The organism is Pseudophaeobacter leonis, from assembly GCF_002087335.1.
GTDB lineage: Bacteria > Pseudomonadota > Alphaproteobacteria > Rhodobacterales > Rhodobacteraceae > Pseudophaeobacter > Pseudophaeobacter leonis.
In genome coordinates, this window is record NZ_MWVJ01000060.1 from 92,590 (window position 1) to 112,311 (window position 19,722).

At 60.1% G+C, this 19,722-nt stretch carries 13 protein-coding genes and 3 pseudogenes; 1 reads left to right on the plus strand and 15 read right to left on the minus strand.

The features are described 5' to 3' along the window. Positions 1 to 7 precede the first annotated feature (7 nt). The 12 genes and pseudogenes from B4968_RS13900 to B4968_RS23550 form a co-directional block, all read right to left on the minus strand. Complete coding sequence (locus B4968_RS13900; RefSeq protein WP_083099871.1) at positions 8 to 346, minus strand: carboxymuconolactone decarboxylase family protein; 339 nt, start codon at positions 344 to 346, stop codon at positions 8 to 10. Between the two features lie 91 nt (positions 347 to 437). Then, complete coding sequence (locus B4968_RS13905; protein ID WP_083099874.1) at positions 438 to 1,133, minus strand: DUF938 domain-containing protein; 696 nt, start codon at positions 1,131 to 1,133, stop codon at positions 438 to 440. Then, positions 1,133 to 2,213: pseudogene (locus B4968_RS13910) on the minus strand (NAD(P)/FAD-dependent oxidoreductase). The gene B4968_RS13905 and the pseudogene B4968_RS13910 overlap by 1 nt, the downstream one beginning before the upstream one ends. Then, positions 2,210 to 3,160: an aldo/keto reductase gene (locus B4968_RS13915; RefSeq protein WP_083099877.1), complete on the minus strand. Its 951-nt coding sequence runs from the start codon at positions 3,158 to 3,160 to the stop codon at positions 2,210 to 2,212. The pseudogene B4968_RS13910 and the gene B4968_RS13915 overlap by 4 nt, the downstream one beginning before the upstream one ends. Before the next feature lie 341 nt (positions 3,161 to 3,501). Beyond that, complete coding sequence (locus B4968_RS13920; protein WP_083099879.1) at positions 3,502 to 4,578, minus strand: BMP family ABC transporter substrate-binding protein; 1,077 nt, start codon at positions 4,576 to 4,578, stop codon at positions 3,502 to 3,504. Between the two features lie 78 nt (positions 4,579 to 4,656). Beyond that, a complete protein-coding gene (locus B4968_RS13925) occupies positions 4,657 to 5,577 on the minus strand; it encodes an ABC transporter permease (RefSeq protein WP_083099881.1) in 921 nt (306 codons plus the stop codon). Next, on the minus strand, positions 5,577 to 6,659 hold the full coding sequence (locus B4968_RS13930) for an ABC transporter permease (RefSeq protein ID WP_083099884.1): 1,083 nt from the start codon (positions 6,657 to 6,659) through the stop codon (positions 5,577 to 5,579). Before B4968_RS13930 ends, B4968_RS13925 begins: the two co-directional genes overlap by 1 nt. A gap of 45 nt (positions 6,660 to 6,704) precedes the next feature. Beyond that, complete coding sequence (locus tag B4968_RS13935) at positions 6,705 to 8,222, minus strand: ABC transporter ATP-binding protein (protein ID WP_083099886.1); 1,518 nt, start codon at positions 8,220 to 8,222, stop codon at positions 6,705 to 6,707. Then, complete coding sequence (gene xdhC, locus B4968_RS13940) at positions 8,219 to 9,193, minus strand: xanthine dehydrogenase accessory protein XdhC (RefSeq protein ID WP_083100004.1); 975 nt, start codon at positions 9,191 to 9,193, stop codon at positions 8,219 to 8,221. The genes B4968_RS13935 and xdhC overlap by 4 nt, the downstream gene beginning before the upstream one ends. After that, positions 9,183 to 11,553: pseudogene (gene xdhB / locus B4968_RS13945) on the minus strand (xanthine dehydrogenase molybdopterin binding subunit). The gene xdhC and the pseudogene xdhB overlap by 11 nt, the downstream one beginning before the upstream one ends. Further along, the gene (gene xdhA, locus B4968_RS13950; protein ID WP_083099889.1) at positions 11,550 to 12,911 is read right to left on the minus strand and encodes a xanthine dehydrogenase small subunit; all 1,362 of its coding nucleotides are present in this window, start codon (positions 12,909 to 12,911) and stop codon (positions 11,550 to 11,552) included. Before xdhA ends, xdhB begins: the two are co-directional and overlap by 4 nt. 286 nt (positions 12,912 to 13,197) lie before the next feature. Beyond that, positions 13,198 to 13,359, minus strand: a complete 162-nt coding sequence (locus tag B4968_RS23550; RefSeq protein WP_161492594.1) for a hypothetical protein — start codon at positions 13,357 to 13,359, stop codon at positions 13,198 to 13,200. Here B4968_RS23550 and dnaE point away from each other — a divergent pair. After that, positions 13,358 to 16,871, plus strand: a pseudogene (gene dnaE / locus B4968_RS13955) (DNA polymerase III subunit alpha). The gene B4968_RS23550 and the pseudogene dnaE sit on opposite strands and share 2 nt — an antisense overlap. A 193-nt stretch (positions 16,872 to 17,064) precedes the next feature. Here the strand turns inward: dnaE and B4968_RS13960 are convergent. Genes B4968_RS13960 through B4968_RS13970 form a run of 3 tightly spaced genes read right to left on the minus strand, consistent with a single transcriptional unit; the run spans position 17,065 to position 19,486 of the window. Beyond that, complete coding sequence (locus B4968_RS13960) at positions 17,065 to 18,111, minus strand: succinylglutamate desuccinylase/aspartoacylase family protein (RefSeq protein WP_083099892.1); 1,047 nt, start codon at positions 18,109 to 18,111, stop codon at positions 17,065 to 17,067. Next, complete coding sequence (gene rimK, locus B4968_RS13965; protein WP_083099895.1) at positions 18,108 to 19,013, minus strand: 30S ribosomal protein S6--L-glutamate ligase; 906 nt, start codon at positions 19,011 to 19,013, stop codon at positions 18,108 to 18,110. The genes B4968_RS13960 and rimK overlap by 4 nt, the downstream gene beginning before the upstream one ends. Beyond that, positions 19,010 to 19,486: an ATP-dependent zinc protease family protein gene (locus tag B4968_RS13970; protein WP_083099897.1), complete on the minus strand. Its 477-nt coding sequence runs from the start codon at positions 19,484 to 19,486 to the stop codon at positions 19,010 to 19,012. The genes rimK and B4968_RS13970 overlap by 4 nt, the downstream gene beginning before the upstream one ends. Positions 19,487 to 19,722 lie beyond the last annotated feature (236 nt).

The following is a 19,722-nucleotide window of genomic DNA, read 5'->3' on the forward strand; positions in this document are numbered from 1 at the left end:
TAATTAGCTAGGCGCCAGTCATTTCGTCAAAGCAGGTCAGGGCCTTGGCAGCATACATCATGGCCGGGCCGCCGCCCATCTGGACCGACATCGCCAGCACGTCAGAGATTTCCTCGCGGGTTGCACCGGCTTTGATCAGGGTTTGCACATGCAGACCAATGCAGTCTTCACAGCGCAGAGCGACGGCAATCCCCAGGGCAATAAACTCTTTGTGCTTGAACTCCAGAACGCCGCCTTGCTTTACGGATTTTCCAAGCGCCCCAAAGGCCTGCGCCGTATCAGGGATCGCCTTGTTGAGGTTGCGCAAGCCCTTGCGGGTGTCGTCCATTTTGGTGAGCCAGTCCATTGGGTGTCCTTTAAACAGCGTTCAATTTTTTTGAATATGTAGGCAGCTCGGGCCCCAAAAGCATTGATCCATGTCATGCGATGCGCCGGGCCTAGGGGGGGCTTTTTGCAAAGACCAGCGCCAGATTATTGGCTGGCATCTCGATGACCTCGACCGGGCTTAGCCCGCTGTCCCCGGCCCAGTCCAGCACGTCAAAATCATCCTTGTAGCCGATAGCGGGGTCATGCGCCCTCAGCGAGGCGTGAAACTGTTCATCGCCGGGGCTGGTCAGCTCGCCGCCGCGCGAAAACGGGCCGTAAATCACCAGCCGTCCGGTGGGGCTGAGGGCTTTTGCGGCCTCACAGAGCAGGCACTGTACCTCAGGGGTGCTGATCAGATGCAGGAGATTGGAGAGCACGATCAGATCCTGAGGCTCTGTTGCGGCGCCCCATCCTGCGGCCGTAGCGTCCAGCGGTTTGGCCGGATGAATGTTCGTAAGGTCCGTCTCTGCCACATGGGCGTCGATACTACGGAGCCGGGTCGGGTCAGCCTCGGTCGGCTGCCAGAAAAACCCCGGCAGACAGGCGGCATAGCCGACCACATGCTGGCCGGTGCCACTGGCCAGTTCCAGAGCGCGCTTGCCCGCAGCGGGCGCAACCTGTTGCAACAGATCGCACAGCACCGCGAGATTGCGTTCGGCCGAGGGCGCAAAAAGTTTGCCGCCTTCAGCATTGGTCGCCGAACTGGCCGCAGAACTGGCCACTGAATTGGCAATCGAGGCGCAGCCGGGAACGGAGCGTACGGGCATCAGCGCAACCTCCGAGGCGAGAGGGCGGCGCGGCTTGCGGCATCCAGTTCTGACGGGCGTCCGCCAACCAGATCGGCCAACAGACGCGACGCTGCAGGCGCCGTCTGAAAGCCATAGCCGCCCTGCGCGGCGCACCAGATGAAATCGCTGTTGTCCGGATCCGGCCCCAGCACGAGTGCACCATCGGGCGAGAAGCTGCGCAGCCCGGCCCAGTTGGTCTCAACCCGTGTTACCGGTGTGGTGACCATTTCCTCATAGCGGGCCAGCCCTTCGGCCAGCACCATGTCATCGGCATAGGCATCATGCGGCGTCACCAGATCGGCATCTGCCGGCGACACCAGCAGCTTGCCTGCGTCAGGTTTGGCATACCAGCTTTCACCCACGCCCATCAGCATTGGCCATTTGGTGACGTCATGCCCGCCCGGAGCCGGCAGTCGCGCCATTGAGCGGCGGCGCGGTGCGATGCCAATGGGCATGATCCCGGCCATAGCAGCAATCTCATCCACCCAGGCACCGGCGGCGTTCACCAGCTGCGCGCTTTGATAGGTCTCAGCACCGGCGAGAACCTGCCAGCCGTCCTTGGTTTGGCTGATCTGGGTGACTTTGGCACGCAGCACAACTGTGCCCCCGGCGGCGCGCAGCACCTTGGCAAAATCCTGGATCATACGATCCGTATCAAGATCCTGCGCCGCCGTATGCAACCCGGCATGGGTGACGGTTTTTGGGTTCAGAATGGGAACCTGATCAAGCGCCTCAGCCAGAGTGATCGGCGCGAGGTCCAGATCCTTGATATCAGAGGCGAACTGTTGCTCCTGTCCGGCGCCCGATACCAGCATGAGGCCGCGTGGCGTCAGATAGCCTCCATTTGCCGTGTGATGATACGCAGCACTGGCCTTGTTCAGCGCGACCACAGCGGGCGGGCCGTAGTTCTCTTCAAACATTGCGGCCGAGCGCCCCGAGGCGTGGTAGCCAAGGGCCTCTTCCATTTCCAGCAGGACCACATGTCCGAGTTCAGAACAGCCGGGCGGCGGCACTGGCGCCTGCGATGCCGCCTCCTATGACAACAAAATCACATTTCATGCGCCCATCTCCTGTTCTTCGAGCCGGTCTGTCGCAGGGGCAGGGCGCGGGCTGAGCGCCGCGATAGCATCATAAAGCTCTGGTGTCATCTGGACATCCAGCGCCGCAAGGGAGGGCGCGATCTGCTCGGCGGTACGTCCGGATATGATCGGCATGGGAGCCGCAAGATGCGCCGCAGCCCAGCCCACCGCCAGGGTCGCAGGCGCCAGGCCATGTTCTGCGGCGAGGGCACTCAACCTCCTGGCGGCTTCATGCATCCAGGCCTGACCATAGCGGCTGTTGTATCGGGCATCCTCGCGGAGCCGACCTTCTGCGCCATCTGCCGCATATTTTCCGGTAAGTAATCCGCCCCCAAGGGGGGAATAGGGCGCAATGGCGATATCCTGGTCGGCGCACATAGGCAGGATTTCGACCTCGGCCTGACGTTTGACCAGCGAATACATCGGCTGCAGGATATCAATGGAAAGATCAAACTCAGCGCCAATCATCTGCGCCTTGACCACCTGCCAGGCGGCAAAATTCGAAAGACCCACATAGCGGATCAGCCCCTGCTGTTTGAATTCGGCAAAACACTCAAGCGTTTCGCGCAGTTCGGTCTCCGCATCAAAGCGGTGCAGATAGAGGATATCAACCCGGTCCAGACCAAGCCGCGCCCGGCTGGTGTCGAGCTGGGCACGCATATTTTCCGCCCCCGCACCGCCGGTATAGCCGACCTTGGTGGCAATTAGCAGCTTGTCGCGCGCGTCCTGGACCAGACGGCCGAGAATGTTTTCGCTGTCGCCACTCGTATAGACCCAGGCGGTGTCAAAGTGGTTGATCCCTGCGGCCCGGCAGGCTGCATACATTTCGGCCGATTGGGCCTCATCAGCGCGGCCTCCGAACTGCATGGTGCCAAAGGCAAAGCGGCTGGCAGGGGTTCCGTCGGGTGTGGGCAATATGCGTGTCATGGCAGCAACCTGACACGTTGCTGGTTCAGGGAAAAGAGCGAAGGTGCTGACGCCTGGACCTTTATGTACCCAAGCTCGAGGTCGGTTTATCTTCCGATTTCTTTTCGGTCTCGCCTGCTGAGAAAATCAAGAGGGCAAACCCCCTGTGCGATGTATTGTACGGTAGCCGGGTACAGTTTTGCGGGCTAAAATTAGCTCGGCTCATCCTAAAACGGTAGCAGACATAAAGAAGCAGTACTTTTAAAACCGGGCAGGGACCTGCAGGGGGCTGCGGGGGGGCTGCAATAAAAAAGGCCCGCCTGATGGGGCGGGCCTTTTCGGTGGTAACAGGATCTATCCGCTTACTGCGGGATGTCGCCGTCGATACCTTCGACATAGAAGTTCATGCCAGCCAGGGTGCCATCATCGGCGGTCTCACCAGCAGCCAGCCAGGCAGAGCCGTCCTGTTTGTTGATTGGTCCGGTGAAGGCGTGGTAGGAGCCATCCGCCAGCGAGGCTTTGATTGCCAGTGCTTCGGCTTTTACCTCGGCAGGAACCGCGTCAGAGATCTCACCGATGCCAACCATGCCGGCGCCGATGCCGTCCCAGGTATCAGTGCTTGTCCAGGTGCCGTCCATCACGGCCTTGGTGCGGGCGATGTAGTAGGGGGCCCAGTCGTCAATGATGGAGGAGACGCGCGGCTTGGGGCCGTACTCGGCCATGTCAGAGGCCTGACCAAAGGTGATCACGTTGCCGGCAGCCTGCGCTGCGGCCTGTGGCGCGGTGGAATCGGTGTGCTGCAGAATTACGTCGGCACCCTGTTCGATCAGAACCTTGGCCGCGTCGGCTTCTTTGGCGGGGTCAAACCAAGTGAAGGCCCAGACGATTTTGAACTCGACGTCGGGGTTTACTTTCTTGGCGTGGATATAGGCAGAGTTGATGCCGCGGACAACTTCGGGGATCGGATAAGAGCCGATGTATCCGATGATGTTGCTCTCGGTCATATGGCCCGCAATGGTGCCCTGCACCGCGCGGCCCTCGTAGAAACGCGCAGAATAGGTCGACACATTGTCTGTATTGCGTTTGTAGCCGGTGGCGTGCTCAAATTTCACCTTGGGGAATTTGGCCGCGACGTTGTTGGTCGGGTCCATGTAGCCAAAGGAGGTGGTAAAGATCAGATCCGCACCCTGCAGCGCCATCTGGGTGATCACGCGCTCGGCATCGGGGCCTTCAGCGACGTTTTCCACATAGACGGTTTCGACCTTGTCGCCAAATTCGGCCACAACCGCTTTGCGGCCCTGGTCGTGCTCATAGGTCCAGCCGCCGTCGCCCACGGGGCCAACATAGACAAAGCCGACCTTTGTCGGGTCTTCGGCTAGGGCTGCTGTGGCAAGGCCCAGTGCCACTGCGGCGCTGGTCATAAGATTGGTCAGTTTCATCAAAGGGATCCCCCGTTTCGTTTTCATTGTGCCCAAAGGACTCAGTCCCCGGACAAGTCGTAGGCCACGTGCTATGTTTCAGCGCGCAGCGTGGAAGTTGCGGCCCAAGGCAGCAGGCGCGCTGCTTTTATCGGCCGACAGGATAACAAGCACCAGAATGGTGATCAGATAGGGCGACATTGCCAGATACTCCACCGGGATGGCAACGCCTGCGGCCTGAAGATTAAGCTGAACAACGGTCACACCGCCAAAAAGATAGGCACCCAGCAGCACCCGCCAGGGCTTCCAGCTGGCAAAGACCACCAATGCAAGCGCAATCCAGCGAATTCCCGCCGTCATGCCTTCGGTCCATTGCGGCACCCGAATGAGGCTGATGTAGGCGCCGCCAAGCCCGGCGCAGGCACCACCAAACAGAATCGCCAGGATGCGAATGCGCACCACCTTGTAGCCAAGCGCGTGGGCGGCATCGTGGTTTTCCCCAACGGCCCGCAGTACCAGCCCGATGCGTGAGAACTTGATCACGGCCCAGACGGCGGCAATCAGCGCAATGGCCAGATAAAGCATCGGATCATGGCCAAACAGGATGGGCCCCACAACCGGCAGGTCGCTCAGCACGGGCAGGTCGATCTTTTGCATCTGGGGCGGCTTTACCCCGACATAGGATTGCCCCAGCAGAGCCGACATGCCGAGGCCAAACAGCGTCAGCGACAGCCCCGAGGCCACCTGATTTGCCTGAGCATATTGCGTCAGAATAGCAAAGAGTACTGAAAGCGTGGCGCCAGCCCCGGCGGCGGCGACAAAGCCCAGCAGGGGTGATCCGGTTTCCACGGCGGTGGCAAAACCGGCCACGGCACCTACGATCATCATGCCCTCAACCCCGAGGTTCAGCACCCCGGATTTTTCCACCACCAGCTCACCAATGGCGGCAAACAGCAGCGGCGTGGCTGCAACCATCAGCGAGGCAATGAGCAGGGCGGGATTAATTGCAGAAAGATCCATCACGCGACCTCCGGTTTGCCAAGCGAAATGCGGAAATTTGTCAGCAGATCAAAGGCCAGCAGGAAGAACAACAGCATCCCCTGAAAGACCTGAATAGCCGAGGAGGGCAGGTGCAGGTTCGACTGCGCAATATCGCCGCCAATGTATGTCAGCGCCATCAGCCCGCCAGCCAGCAAGATCCCCACGGGATGCAACCGACCCAGAAAGGCCACGATAATGGCGGTAAAGCCGTAGCCGACGTTGAAATCAATAGAGACCTGACCGGAGGGGCCTGAGACCTCAAACATGCCGGCAAGACCGGCGAGCATGCCGGATGTGCCAAGGCAGAACAGGATCAGGCGGGTGGGATTGAAGCCGGCAAAACGCGCCGCGCGCGGTGCCTCGCCGGTCAGACGGATATGGTAGCCCACCATGTGGCGGTTCAGCAGCACATAGGCAAAGATCACCGCGATCAGCGCTGCCACCACACCCCAGTGCATGCCAGACCCGGCAATCAGCTCGGCGTTATGGGCGCTGTCATATTGCTGCAGGTTACGCGAGCCAGGAAAACCAAAGCCTTCGGGGTTTTTCATCAATCCCAAGGACATAGAGGCAAGAAACTGCTCGGCCACATAGACCAGCATCAGCGATACCAGGATCTCGTTGGTGCCAAAGCGTGTCTTCAGATAGGCCGGAATAGAGGCCCAGAGCCAGCCGCCAAAGCCACCCGCGATCACCATCAGCGGAAAGATATACCAGGCCTCCAGCGGGTAAAAGGCAAGGCCAACCCCGGCGCCAAACAGCGCGCCCATGATGTATTGGCCTTCGGCACCGATGTTCCAGATGCCGGCCTTAAAACCCAGCGACAGCCCGATGGCGATCAGCACCAGCGGCGCGCCTTTGACCAACAGCTGTGGGCGGTAATAAAAGGCGAACTCGCCAAACAGCGGCTCCCAAAAGATGGGGCGAATGGCCTCGACCGGGTCCTTGCCAAGGGCAGCAAAAAGCAAACCGCCTGCAATCATGGTTGCCAGCACCGCCACCAGCGGTGTGGCCAGTGACCAGGCCTGTGACGGCTGCGGCCGTTTTTCGAGCCGGATCATGCGGCCTCTCCCTGTTTTCTCGTCGTGTTTTTGTTGTGCCAAAGATCAGACATGCGCCACCTCCATGCCATGGGCACCGCCCATCATCAGACCGATTTCCTCGACCGTGAGGCCCGCTGCAGGGCGTGGCGCCGAAAGCCTGCCTTCATTGAGGGCGGCAAAGCTGTCGGAGATTTCCATCAGCTCGTCGAGATCCTGGCTGATACAAATTACCGCGCAACCGCCTGCTGCCAGATCCAGCAGGGATTGGCGAATGGCAGCCGCCGCCGAGGCGTCCACCCCCCAGGTCGGCTGGTTCACCACCAGCACGTCGGGGCGTTGCAAGACCTCGCGGCCAATGACGAATTTCTGCAGATTGCCGCCAGACAGCGAACGGGCCGCATTTTCCGGACCCGGCGTGCGAACGTCAAATTCGTTGATCACCCGTTCGGCAAACTCCTTCGCCGCAGCCCATTTGAGAAAGCCGTTTTTGACCAGCCCCTCGCGAGTCGCCCCGGTGAGCATGGCATTTTCCGTCAGGCTCATATCGGGCGCGGCCGCATGGCCCAGGCGTTCTTCGGGGGCGGCCAGCACGCCAAGAGCGCGCCGGGCCACAGGCCCAAGCGTGCCAATGGGATCCTTGCCCAGTTTGACCGCGTCAGCCTCGGTCAGGGTCTCACCTGACAGCACCGACAATAGCTCATCCTGGCCATTCCCGGCCACACCGCCAATGCCAAGGATCTCGCCCCGGCGCACGGTCAGATGCACGTTGCGCAGCGCGGTGCCAAAGGCCGAGGGCGAGGGCACAGAGAGGCCCGAGATATCCAGCGCGACCTCGCCAAATGTGCGGTCGCCGCGTTCCGGCGGGGTCAGCGCAGATCCGACCATCAGTTCCGCCATTTCACTGGCCGAGGTCTCGGCTGGGATGCACTCGCCGACGTTCTTGCCCAGCCGCAGGATAGTGGCGTGGTCACAGAGGGCGCGGATCTCTTCCAGCTTGTGCGAAATATAGAGGATCGAGGTGCCCTCGGCGCGCAGCTTTTGCAGGGTCAGAAACAGGATTTCCACCTCCTGCGGTGTCAGCACCGAGGTAGGCTCGTCCATGATCAGCAGCTTGGGGTCCTGCAACAGGCAGCGGATGATTTCGACCCGCTGACGTTCGCCTGCCGAGAGATCCCCAACAGTGCGAAACGGGTCCAGCGGCAGCCCGTAGGTTTCCGAGACGTCGCGAATACGCGAGGCCAGGTCGCGCAGCTTGGGCGGGTTTTCCATCCCCAGGGCGATGTTTTCCGCCACATTCAGCGCGTCAAACAGAGAAAAATGCTGGAACACCATGGCAATGCCATCGGCGCGGGCCTGACGCGGCTCGCCCGGAGCATAGGGTGCACCACGCAGGGTCATCTCACCGCTGTCGGGTTTCACCAGCCCGTAGATCATTTTCACCAGGGTGGATTTGCCTGCGCCGTTCTCGCCCAAAAGCGCATGCACCTCGCCGGTGCCGATGTCAAAGGAGACAGAGTCATTGGCCACCACGCCGGGATAGGCCTTGGTCAGCCCTTTCAGGCTCAAAAGTACCTCAGTCACGCGCGCCGCTCCTCTTTCATCTCTGTCTCTTTTGTTGCGGCGCGCCCCAGTAGCTGAGCCGCCACGCCGACCGCAATCATCTGCGGGTGTTTGCCCAGCTCGGGGGTGCCGATGGGGCAGGTGATGCGGGCGATCTCGGCCGGGCCATGGCCCAGAGCTGTCAGACGACTGCGAAACCGCGCCCATTTGGTGGCCGAGCCGATAAGCCCTGCAAAGGAAAACCCATGCAATAGCAGTGCGTGGCATAACGCCAGATCCAGCTCATGGGAATAGGTGAGTACCAGATGTTGTGAATTTACCGGCGCGTGACGCAGCAAAAGCGCGGGCTCAGCGCCCGGAAGTCGTGTGACGCCTGCTGCAATATGCGCCGGGAATCGCTCGGGCGCGGTATCGACCCAGGTGATGGCCAGATCCGGCAGCGGTGACAGTACATCAATCAGCGCGCGGCCCACATGGCCTGCGCCCCAGATCCACAGGTCTGTCTGTGGCTTGTGTACCGGCTCCAGCATCCAGCCCTCGATGAGCTGCGGGGCAGGGCGCTGACCCTGATTGCGCAGCTGTGCCTGCATGCGGCGCAGCGCCAGCGGCACAGTCTGCGCCGCTTCCTGGCCCGCCTGCTGTGCCGCCTCCTGTGTGACGGGGCGTGCGATTATATCAGCGTCGAGCTGCGCCAGATCCGCCGCCTCATAGGTCTCGCGCAGCAGTGTCACTGATCCGCCGCAGCACTGGCCCAGATCCGGCCCCAGCGAATGGGTGCTAAGCTGCGGTGACGTGTGTTGCGCCCGCGCCGCCGCTGCGGCCTCAAATTCAAGCGCGCCGCCGCCAATGGTGCCGCTTTGGCCCTTGTCCCAGACCAGCATGGCAGCGCCCACTTCGCGCGGCGAAGAGCCCCGAATGGCAGCAATCACCACGCGGCTCACGCGACCATGCCGGGCAATGCAGGCCCGCAGATCATCGATATCAAACCCCATCATCAAACTCATCGCTCAGCCTCCGGGCCTTGCGCCAGATTTCTTCGGCAGTGGCCGGGGCATCCAGCACAGGATAGCTGTCGCCAAACTGTGCCACCGCATCGCTGAGCGCCAGCCAGGCGGAAATGCCCAGCATGAAAGGCGGCTCACCCACCGCTTTCGAGCGGTAAATGGTGTCTTCGCGGTTCTCACCGGCAAAGAGCGCCACATTGAACACATCCGGCCGGTCAGAGCAGGCCGGGATCTTGTAGGTGGACGGCGCATGGGTGCGCAGGCTTCCCTTGTTGTCCCAGATCAGCTCTTCGGTGGTCAGCCAGCCTGCGCCCTGCACATAGCCGCCCTCAACCTGGCCAATGTCCAGATCCGGGTTCAGCGAGGCCCCGGCATCATGCAAGATATCGGTACGCAGAATGCGGTTTTCGCCGGTGAGCCTGTCCACCACAACTTCGGTGATCGAGGCGCCATAGGCAAAATAGAAAAATGGTCTGCCCTGACCTTTGATCCGGTCCCATTTCAGGCTGGGGGTTTTGTAAAACCCGGTGGCCGAGAGGCTGATGCGCCCCTCATAGCACTGTTTTGCTGCCGCCTCGAAAGTGATCTCTTCGCCCGCCACATGCACCCGATCACCGGCAAATACCACAGCCTCTGCTGTGGTCTGGTAGCACTCGGCGAGATGGGCCGCCATGCGGTCGCGGATGGTGTCACAGGCGGCTTTCACCGCCATACCATTCAGGTCAGACCCGGAAGAGGCCGCCGTAGCGGATGTATTGGGGACCTTGGCGGTATCGGTGGCGGTGATCTTTCCCTTATCCATCGCGATGTCAAATCGGCTGGCGGCAACCTGAGCCACCTTTTGGAACAATCCCTGTCCCATCTCGGTGCCGCCATGGTTCAGATGCACAGAGCCATCCTGATAGACATGCACCAGGGCGCCTGCCTGGTTGAGGTGGGTAAGGGTGAAGGAGATGCCAAATTTCACCGGCGAGAAGGCCAGCCCGCGCTTGAGATTTGTCTGCGTCGCGTTCCAGGCCGCGATCTCGGCCTTGCGGGCAGCGTAGTCGGCGCTCTCCAGCAGTTGATCTGTCAGAGCGTGTAGCTCAAAATCCGTGACCTCCATGCCATAGGGCGTGGTGTTGTCGGCTGTTTTCACCTTGTCGGAAATACCTCGGGGGGCGGCCGCAGGCCGGGGGGCAGAGCCCCCATCCTGGGGTTTCACAGGTGATGTATAGTAGTTGCGCCGACGCAACTCGACAGGATCGATGTCAAGATCATAGGCTATATGATCCATCAGCCTCTCGATCCCGACCATACCCTGCGGGCCGCCAAAGCCGCGATAGGCGGTGGCGCTTTGCAGATTGGTCTTCAGCCGGTGGCTCTCGATGCGGATGGAGGGGATCGCATAGGCATTGTCGCTGTGCAGCATGGCGCGATCTGCCACCGGCCGCGACAGATCCTGCGCCCAGCCGCAATTGACCAGATGGGTGAATTCAACGCCGTGCAGTCGGCCTGTGGCATCATAGCCCGCCCGATAGCTGATCCGAAAGGCATGGCGCTTGCCGGTGATCACCATGTCATCATCGCGGTCATAGCGCATCTTGCAGGGCCTGCCGGTTTGACGAGCGGCCACAGCGCAGGCCACCGCGAGGGCGTTGCCCTGGCTTTCTTTACCGCCAAAACCTCCGCCCATACGCCTGATTTCGACCCGCACCGAATGCATTGGCAGGCCAATGGCTTCTGCCACCTTGTGCTGGATCTCGGTCGGGTGCTGGGTCGAGGAATTCACCAGCATGGCGCCATCTTCCTGCGGCAGAGCAAGGGCGGCCTGACCTTCCAGATAAAAATGCTCCTGGCCGCCCAGCTCGAATGTGCCCTCAATCTGGTGCGGTGCGGCGGCAATGGCTGCGGCGGCGTCGCCTTTTTGATAGATCCTGGGACCTTCTTCAAAGCGGCTATCGGCGGCCAGCGCCGCATCCAGAGTCAGCAGCGCGGGCTCTTCGGCCTAGCCGATCTGACCCTTTGCGGGTCGCAACCCGTGCGGCGCGATGCGAGCGCGCCACCACCAGAAACAGCGGCTGGCCCCGACAGTGGACTGTGCCGTCAGACAGCAGTGGCTCATCATGGATCGAGGGCGAGACATCGTTGGTAAAGGGCAGATCTTCCGCGCACAGCCCCGCAACCACACCGGGGCTGTCGTGAACCTGCGACAGATCCATTTTTGTGATGCGCCCCTTCGCAATCGTCGACAGGCCAAAGGCCAGATGCAGGGTGTCGCGCGGCAAAGGGACGTCGTCGACATAGCGGGCCTTGCCGGTCACATGCAGTTTGGCAGCATCATGGGGCAGGGGTTTTGCAACGCTCATGCCATCACCTCCAGAACCGATGGGCTGCCACCGTTGCGATCGTCAAAATACCGCAGCAGCATATTGCGGCCAGCCTCAAGCCGGTACTCTGCCGAGGCGCGCATATCGCTGAGCGGCGTAAAGTCGCTCCCCAGCGCGGCGCAGGCAGCTGTGACGCTTGCCGTGCTCCAGGCCTGGCCCAGAAGAGCGGCCTCCAGGTGCGATGCGCGTTTCGGCGTGCCAGCAAGGCCACCAAAGGCGATGCGCGCCGCTGTGACTGTGCCATCCGTCACAGTGACATTGAAGGCGCCAAGCACGGCTGAGATGTCCTGATCAAAGCGTTTTGACAGCTTGTACACGCGCAAGCGATCAGCCTGACGGGGAATGCACACGGCCTCGACAAACTCGCCCGCAGCGCGGTCCTGTTTGCCGTATTCAATGAAGTAGTTCTCCAGTGCGATCTCACGGCGGCTGTCGCCCTGGCGCAGGTGCAGCCTTGCGCCAAGGGCGATCAGCGCCGGTGGGTTGTCCCCGATGGGAGAGCCATTGGCGATATTGCCGCCCACAGTTGCCGCGGCCCGCACCTGCTGACTGGCAAAACGGCGGATCATTTCGGCATAAGAGGGGTGATAGGGGGCGATGGCCGCACGCATGCGGTTCATATCCACCATGGCACCAAACCGCAGATGCGTGTCGCTGATCGTGATCTGTTTCAGATCCTCGCAGGCCTCCAGAAAAATCATCTCGCCAAGATCGCGCAGCCCCTTGGTGACCCAAAGGCCCAAATCGGTGGCGCCCGCCACCAGACGTGCCTGCGGCTTTGCCTGATAGAGCGCGGCCAGCTCGTCCGAGGAGCGCGGCATATTGCTGTCTTTTGTCGCAATGGAGAGCTCGTCTTTGGTGATCCACTGTGGGACGGGCTGGCCTTCGGCGGCCTCGGCGGCGCGAATGATGGGCGCATAGCCGGTGCAGCGACACAGGTTACCGGCCAGCTGCACGTCGTGATCGGTGGCGCCGTTCTTATGTGCGGTGACCATCGACATCACAAAACCCGGCGTGCAAAAGCCGCATTGGCTGCCGTGATGGGTGATCATCGCCTCTTGCACGGGGTGCAGGGTGCCATCGGTATCAGCAGCACCCTCAATGGTGCGCACGGATTTTCCATTCAGCTGTGGCAGAAACAAAATGCAGGAATTCAGCGATTTCGCACCGGCCGTGTCGCTCACCATTACGGTGCAGGCGCCACAATCGCCCTCGTTGCAGCCCTCTTTGGTTCCTGTCAGCCCGCGCTCTTCGCGCAGGAAATCAAGCAGAGTGGCCGAAGGATCGTGATCCTTGAGCACAACCTCTTCACCGTTCAGACGAAAGGTGATTGTCATCGTGTGAAACCCGTCGCCTTACGTGATCCACCCATGATGCCAGTTTTCGATGCGACGTAGAAAGACTGGCGGGCCTTTTGCTGCTTGCTGCCCTTAGCCTAGGGAGCAGCAGCTTGTTCTGGCAAGAAAAAGCGACTCTGCCATGTAAGATTGCCGCAGCGCAACAATATTTCCGTATGCCGGGGCATGCCGTTAGTATTAAAGCATTTCCTGTCGTATGAGGCGCCTGAAACCGGCTGGGCAAAGTAAGACTTTCAAAACATGTTTGATAATGATGCGGGCCTTATTAGGTTTTTGTGATGAAAAATGCCTCGCGAAGATGCAAAACTGCTGAGTTTCGCAGCGCCACGAAAATTCCACAAAAATGCAGCCCGGCTGCGGCTTTGTGGTGGTGCCGCGTAAGATCGGCTCTTATCCTTGCTGCAGGGATGCGATAGCTTGCCAGCATGACCAATTCTCCGCGATTCATTCACCTGCGCACCCATACCGAATACTCGCTGCTGGAAGGTGCCTTGCGCCTGAAAAAGCTGCCGGATTTGTGCAAAGCCAACGACATGCCCGCAATTGCGGTCACCGATACCAATGCCATGTTCTCGGCGCTGGAATTCTCGGTGACCCTGTCAAAGGCCGGCATTCAGCCGATCCTGGGCTGTCAGGTTGATCTCACCTTTCAGCAGGCAGAACCGGGCGAGCGGCCCAGGCTGCCCGCGCCGGTGGTGTTGCTGGCGCAGTCCGAGCGCGGCTACGAGCATCTGATGAAGATCTCCTCCTGCCTCTATGTGGACAAGGGGCACCAGCTGCCGCAGGTGACGCTGGACGAGCTGGAGGGGCTGAACGAGGGGGTGATCTGCCTCACGGGTGGGCCCGAGGGCCCTGTGGGGCAGCTGCTTCAGCAGGGTCAGCGTCCGGCAGCCGAGGCGCTGTTGCAGCGCCTCAAGGCGATGTTTCCTGATCGGCTCTATGTCGAGCTGCAGCGCCTTCCCGGCGAGGATGGCCAGCCCGAGGCGGAAAAACTGACAGAGCGTGGCCATGTGGAGATGGCCTATGCGATGGATCTGCCCTTGGTGGCCACCAATGACGTTTATTTTCCGAAAACCGAGATGTATGAGGCGCATGATGCGCTGATCTGTATCTCGGAAGGCGCCTATGTCGACCAGTCAGAGCCGCGCCGCCGCCTGACCGCGCAGCATTATTTCAAAAGCCAGCAGGAGATGGTGACGCTCTTTGCGGATCTGCCAGAGGCCATTGAAAATACAGTCGAAATCGCCAAGCGCTGTGGCTTTATGGCCTATTTGCGTGACCCCATCCTGCCAAAGTTTGCCGATGACGAAGTGCTTGAACTGCGGCGTCAGGCCAATGAGGGGCTGCAAAATCGTCTGGCGGTCATCCCGCATGCGGTGACGCCCGAAAAATACCAGGAGAGGCTTGATTTTGAACTCGACATCATCGAGGGCATGGGGTTTCCCGGCTACTTTCTGATCGTTGCCGACTTTATCCACTGGAGCAAGGAAAACGGCATTCCGGTGGGGCCGGGGCGGGGCTCGGGTGCGGGCTCATTGGTGGCCTATGCGCTGACGGTGACCGATCTGGACCCGCTGCGTTATTCCCTGCTGTTTGAGCGGTTTCTAAACCCGGAACGGGTGTCGATGCCCGACTTTGATATCGACTTTTGCATGGATCGCCGCGAAGAGGTGATCAAATACGTGCAGCAGAAATATGGTCGCGACAAGGTGGGCCAGATCATCCCCTTTGGTGCCTTGTTGTCCAAGGCGGCGGTGCGCGACATTGGGCGCGTGTTGCAGATGCCCTATGGTCAGGTTGACCGCCTGTCAAAGATGATCCCCGTGGAAGGTGTCAAACCCGTCTCGATTGAAAAGGCGCTGGAGGACGAGCCGCGCCTGCGGGAAGAAGCCAAGAACGAGCCGGGTTTGACACGCCTTTTGACCTATGGTCAGCAGGTCGAAGGCCTGTTGCGCAATGCCTCGACCCACGCGGCGGGGGTGGTGATTGGCGACCGGCCATTGGATGCGCTGGTGCCGCTCTATCAGGATCCGCGATCCGATATGCCCGCGACCCAGTTCAACATGAAATGGGTTGAGCAGGCCGGGCTGGTCAAGTTTGACTTTTTGGGTCTGAAAACCCTTACGGTTATTCAGAACGCGGTGGATCTGATCAAACAGTCCGGGCGCGATCTGCATACTGCCGCCGACGGCACCCAGCTGTATGAGCCACCCGAAGGCGCTGTGAACGAGATCAACGCCATTCCGCTGGATGACGCGCCGACCTATAAACTCTACTCAGCCGCCAAGACGGTGGCGGTGTTACAGGTGGAATCCAGTGGCATGATGGATGCGCTCAAGCGCATGAAGCCGACCTGTATCGAGGACATCGTGGCGCTTGTGGCGCTGTACCGGCCGGGGCCAATGGAGAACATCCCGACCTATTGCGAGGTCAAGAATGGCCTGCGAAAAATCGAGTCGGTGCACCCTCTGATCGACCATATTCTGGAAGAGACCCAGGGCATTATCGTCTATCAGGAGCAGGTGATGCAAATTGCTCAGGTGATGGCGGGCTACTCGCTTGGCGGCGCTGACCTTTTGCGCCGGGCCATGGGTAAAAAGATCAAAGAGGCGATGGATGCCGAGCGGCCCAAGTTTGAAAAAGGGGCCGCCGAAAACGGTGTGCCTGCAAAAAAGGCTTCGGAGGTGTTTGACCTTCTGGAGAAATTCGCCAACTACGGCTTTAACAAATCACACGCTGCCGCCTATGCGGGTGGTCTCGTATCAGACAGGCTGGCTGAAAGCGAACCACCCGGTTGAATTCATGGCCGGCGTGATGAACTGCGATATCCATCTGACGGATAAGCTGGCGACCTATTTTGAAGAGGTCAAAAAGGGGCTGGGGCTGCCCTATGTTCCGCCCTGCGTGAACCGCTCGGAGGCGACGTTCAACGTGGTCAAAGGAGAGCTGGTCTACGCGCTGGGCGCGCTGAAAAACGTCGGCCTTGACGTGATGCGGCTGGTGGCTGAGGCGCGGCGCGAGGACGGCCACGAGCGTCCCTTTGCCACCCTGTTCGACTTTGCCCGCCGGGTGAACCTCAAGAAGGTAGGCAAGCGGCCGCTGGAAATGCTGACCCGTGCTGGCGCCTTTGATCAGCTGGATCGCAACCGCCGCCGGGTGTTTGACAGCCTTGAAGGGCTGGTGGGCTATTCCGCTGCGATCCATGAACAGAAGAACTCCAATCAGGTGTCGCTGTTTGGCGAGGCGGGCGATGATCTGCCAGAGCCCCGTCTGGCAGGCACCCCGGACTGGCTGCCCGCAGAGCGCCTCAACGAAGAGTTCAAAGCGATTGGCTTTTACCTTTCGGGGCATCCGCTGGACGACTATATGCCGGCCTTGAAGCGCAAGGATGTGCTGACCCTGGACGGAGGTCATGGCAAAGGCTGAGCGCGGCACTTTTATGGCCAAATGGCCGGGGTTGTGGCGGGGCGGCAAGAGCGCAAAAACCCCCGTGGCAACCGCTTTGCCTTTGCCCAGCTGTCTGACACCACCGGTGGCTATGAAGTCACCATTTTTTCGGATGTGCTGGAGAAAAGCCGCGAGTTTCTCGATACCGGCTCAAAGGTTGTAATCACCGCCGAGGCAACCATGGAGAGCGACCAGCTGAAACTGCTGATGCGCTCTGCCGGGCCGGCGGATGCGGCCATTGCCGATGCGGGGCGCAGCAGTTTGCGGATCTATCTGGATGATGTCGCGGCCATCAGCACTGTGGCCACCGTGCTGGAGGATGCCAAATCCGCAGCCCGCAATGCCAGCCCCGGCGCTGTCTACCTCTATCTGCAGGCGCCCGGCTTGCCCGGAGACGTCGAGATGGATCTGGGCCAGCCCTTTCCGATCAACCCACAGATCAAGGGGGCGATCAAATCGCTGCAAGGCGTGATGGAGGTGGAGGAAATCTGAAGCAGGCGGCCTGTTTCAGCCGTGTCTGAGACGGGTTTGTTGCACGCGGAGTATCGTCGCCCAGCATTGCAGCATAGGGCGACGACATCGTTTATAGGTGTTTCTGGCCCGGATACTCTGGTGCTCTGCGCCAGGTTTCCGCAGTTTAAAGTGCCGCAGTCCAGTTTTCCGCAGTCTGGGGCGTGCCGGTTTGCTAAATGATCTCATCCTCGTCGAACAGCGGCGCCTCTTCCAGCTGGGTCGCAAGATCTCCCACCGCAGCCTCGGCAATATCCGAGGATTTCACAGCAGCAACGTGGATCAAGGCGTCACCCTCATACACAACGGGCATGACAGCCCGCCCCACAATGATACCGCTGTAGCGGGTCACAACCTCGACCTCACCGTCGCCAAAGGGATCTGAAATAGCTGCGACAACCTCGTTCTCTTGCACCACATCGCCCTCGGCCTTGAACATGCGGAGCAGGCCACCGGTGGGAGCGCGCAGCCAGTGGCTGTCTGAACACAGCAGAGATTTCGCCTTTGGTCCGGCGATGCCAGCCAGGGGCAACATACCGGTGCTTTTCAGGACGCGCAAAATACCGGCAACACCGGCCCGCACCGACATTTCATCAAACCGCATCCCTTCGCCAGCTTCGTACAACAGGACATCGACGCCGATCTTTTTGGCCTCCTGGCGCAGACTGCCATCGCGCAGCGCGCTGGTCAGAATGACGGGTGCGCCAAACACATGGGCCAAATCCAAAGTGTCGCGATTGTTTGCCGAGACCCGCACCTGCGGCAGGTTCATCCGGTTGATTGCAGCAGAGTGCAGATCGATGCCCAAAGAGCAGCGCGCCACAATTTCATTGAGGAAAATATGCGCCAGGCGTGAGCCGAGCGAGCCATGGGGGGATCCGGGAAAACAGCGGTTCAGGTCGCGGCGGTCTGGCAGATACCGTGAGTGGTTGAGGAACCCAAAGGTGTTGACGATCGGCACCACAATAAGGGTGCCGCGCAATCGCTTCAGGTTTTTGCTGCGTAAAAGTCGGCGAACCACTTCGACCCCGATGACCTCATCGCCGTGGATGCCTGCGCTGACAAAAATCGTCGGCCCGTCCTGCCGCCCATGAATGACATGGGCCGACAGGGTAACGGGCGTATGATCCGACAGCGTACTGACGGGAATGTTGACGGTCTTCCGGCTGCCTGCGTCGACAGTCTCGCCGGCAAGTTCAAAACCTGGACGCTTCTTTTTCATCCCTTGCCTTTGGTCTTGGTTGCGTTGGGTTTGGCGTTTTTGGCAATGTAGTCGATGACCTTGCCCGCGATATCGAGACCGGTGGCCTTTTCGACGCCCTCAAGGCCCGGCGAGGAGTTCACCTCCATCACCACAGGACCATGATTGGCCCGCAGCATGTCTACGCCACAGACGTTCAGCCCCATAGATTTTGCCGCCCTGACGGCTGTTGAGCGCTCTTCTGGTGACAGTTTGATCAACTCGGCTGAGCCACCACGGTGCAGGTTCGATCTGAAGTCACCTTCCGCCCCGGTGCGCTTCATCGAGGCCACGACCTTGCCGCCAACCACAATGGCACGAATGTCGGTGCCGCCTGCCTCTTTGATGAACTCCTGCAGCAGGATATTGACGCCTGCGCCGCGAAAGGCCTCAACCACAGATTTGGCCGAACGCTTGGTGTCGGCAAGAACAACCCCGATGCCCTGTGTGCCTTCCAGCAGCTTGATCACCACCGGTGCGCCACCGGCAAGCTCAAGCACTTCTTCGGTCTGTTTGGGGTCATGGGCAAATGTGGTCACCGGCAGGCCAATACCGTCGCGCGCCAACAGCTGCATCGAGCGCAGTTTATCGCGTGAGCGGCCAATCGCGACGCTTTCATTCAGAGGGTAGACACCCTGCATCTCAAACTGACGCAATACAGCCATGCCATAGAAGGTCACCGAGGCGCCAATACGCGGAATAACCGCATCATATCCAACAAGTTTTTCGCCATTGTAGTACACTTCCGGACGCCGCGACGCGATGTTCATATAGCAGCGCAGCGTGTCGATGATATCCAGCTCATGCCCACGCTCTTCGGCTGCAGCCTTGAGACGTTTGTGGGTATAAAGCTCTGCATTGCGGGCCAGCATTGCGATTTTCATGGCTTTGGTCCTTTGAGGTTAAATTCGTCACTGACGAGATATGATTTACCTGGGTGAACAGCGATGTTGCGGCCCCGCAATGCGCGGCGCCCCAATATGAGCGGGAAACGCATAGACCCACGGTCGGTGAGGGAAATATCTATGTTCCATTTGCGTTTTGCCAGCACCATCGGTGTCCGGATCACAATCCTTGTTTCTGGTTTGCCGCTGGTATTGGTGATGTCGCGTTTTGTGAAAACGGGAAATTCACAAGTTCTGGCTGGCGTGCCTGGGATTTCAGGGCGGAGAAACCGCACCCATTTTACGCTTCCCTTGTAGAAGGTCTCAATGTCATCCGCATGCAGCGCCGTGGTCTTCGCTCCGGTGTCTACTTTTACGGCAAAGTTCAAAAGACCCAGGTCGGGCAGGCTGATATGCTCATGCCAGCCGATCACGGTGAGCCGCTGCTTAGGATCGGTTGAATGGTGTTCCATCGCCAAAGCTTTCGTGGACGGGCTATACTGTTGTATATTGGGGCGTTTCCTAAACAGATACTAGCGCAACCAAGCACGCGCCTCTCTTTTGAGAGGCATCAGCAGAATCTTGCCGCAACACGGGGTGTTAGCTGCAGCGTCTACAGCGCCACGCCCCGGAAACCTCACAGGCGGCCTGCAAGGCGGGCCTTACTTGGGGGGCTATACTGGGGGCCATACTGGCTGGGAATGGCAAG

Excerpts from the sequence above, each read along its gene's own strand:
- B4968_RS13900 (WP_083099871.1), bottom strand. The coding sequence starts at position 346 with ATGGACTGGCTCACCAAAATGGACGACACCCGCAAGGGCTTGCGCAAC.
- B4968_RS13905 (WP_083099874.1), bottom strand. The coding sequence starts at position 1,133 with ATGCCCGTACGCTCCGTTCCCGGCTGCGCCTCGATTGCCAATTCAGTG.
- B4968_RS13915 (WP_083099877.1), bottom strand. The coding sequence starts at position 3,160 with ATGACACGCATATTGCCCACACCCGACGGAACCCCTGCCAGCCGCTTT.
- B4968_RS13920 (WP_083099879.1), bottom strand. The coding sequence starts at position 4,578 with ATGAAACTGACCAATCTTATGACCAGCGCCGCAGTGGCACTGGGCCTT.
- B4968_RS13925 (WP_083099881.1), bottom strand. The coding sequence starts at position 5,577 with ATGGATCTTTCTGCAATTAATCCCGCCCTGCTCATTGCCTCGCTGATG.
- B4968_RS13930 (WP_083099884.1), bottom strand. The coding sequence starts at position 6,659 with ATGATCCGGCTCGAAAAACGGCCGCAGCCGTCACAGGCCTGGTCACTG.
- xdhC (WP_083100004.1), bottom strand. The coding sequence starts at position 9,193 with ATGGGGTTTGATATCGATGATCTGCGGGCCTGCATTGCCCGGCATGGT.
- xdhA (WP_083099889.1), bottom strand. The coding sequence starts at position 12,911 with ATGACAATCACCTTTCGTCTGAACGGTGAAGAGGTTGTGCTCAAGGAT.
- B4968_RS23550 (WP_161492594.1), bottom strand. The coding sequence starts at position 13,359 with ATGCTGGCAAGCTATCGCATCCCTGCAGCAAGGATAAGAGCCGATCTT.
- B4968_RS13960 (WP_083099892.1), bottom strand. The coding sequence starts at position 18,111 with ATGAAAAAGAAGCGTCCAGGTTTTGAACTTGCCGGCGAGACTGTCGAC.
- rimK (WP_083099895.1), bottom strand. The coding sequence starts at position 19,013 with ATGAAAATCGCAATGCTGGCCCGCAATGCAGAGCTTTATACCCACAAA.
- B4968_RS13970 (WP_083099897.1), bottom strand. The coding sequence starts at position 19,486 with ATGGAACACCATTCAACCGATCCTAAGCAGCGGCTCACCGTGATCGGC.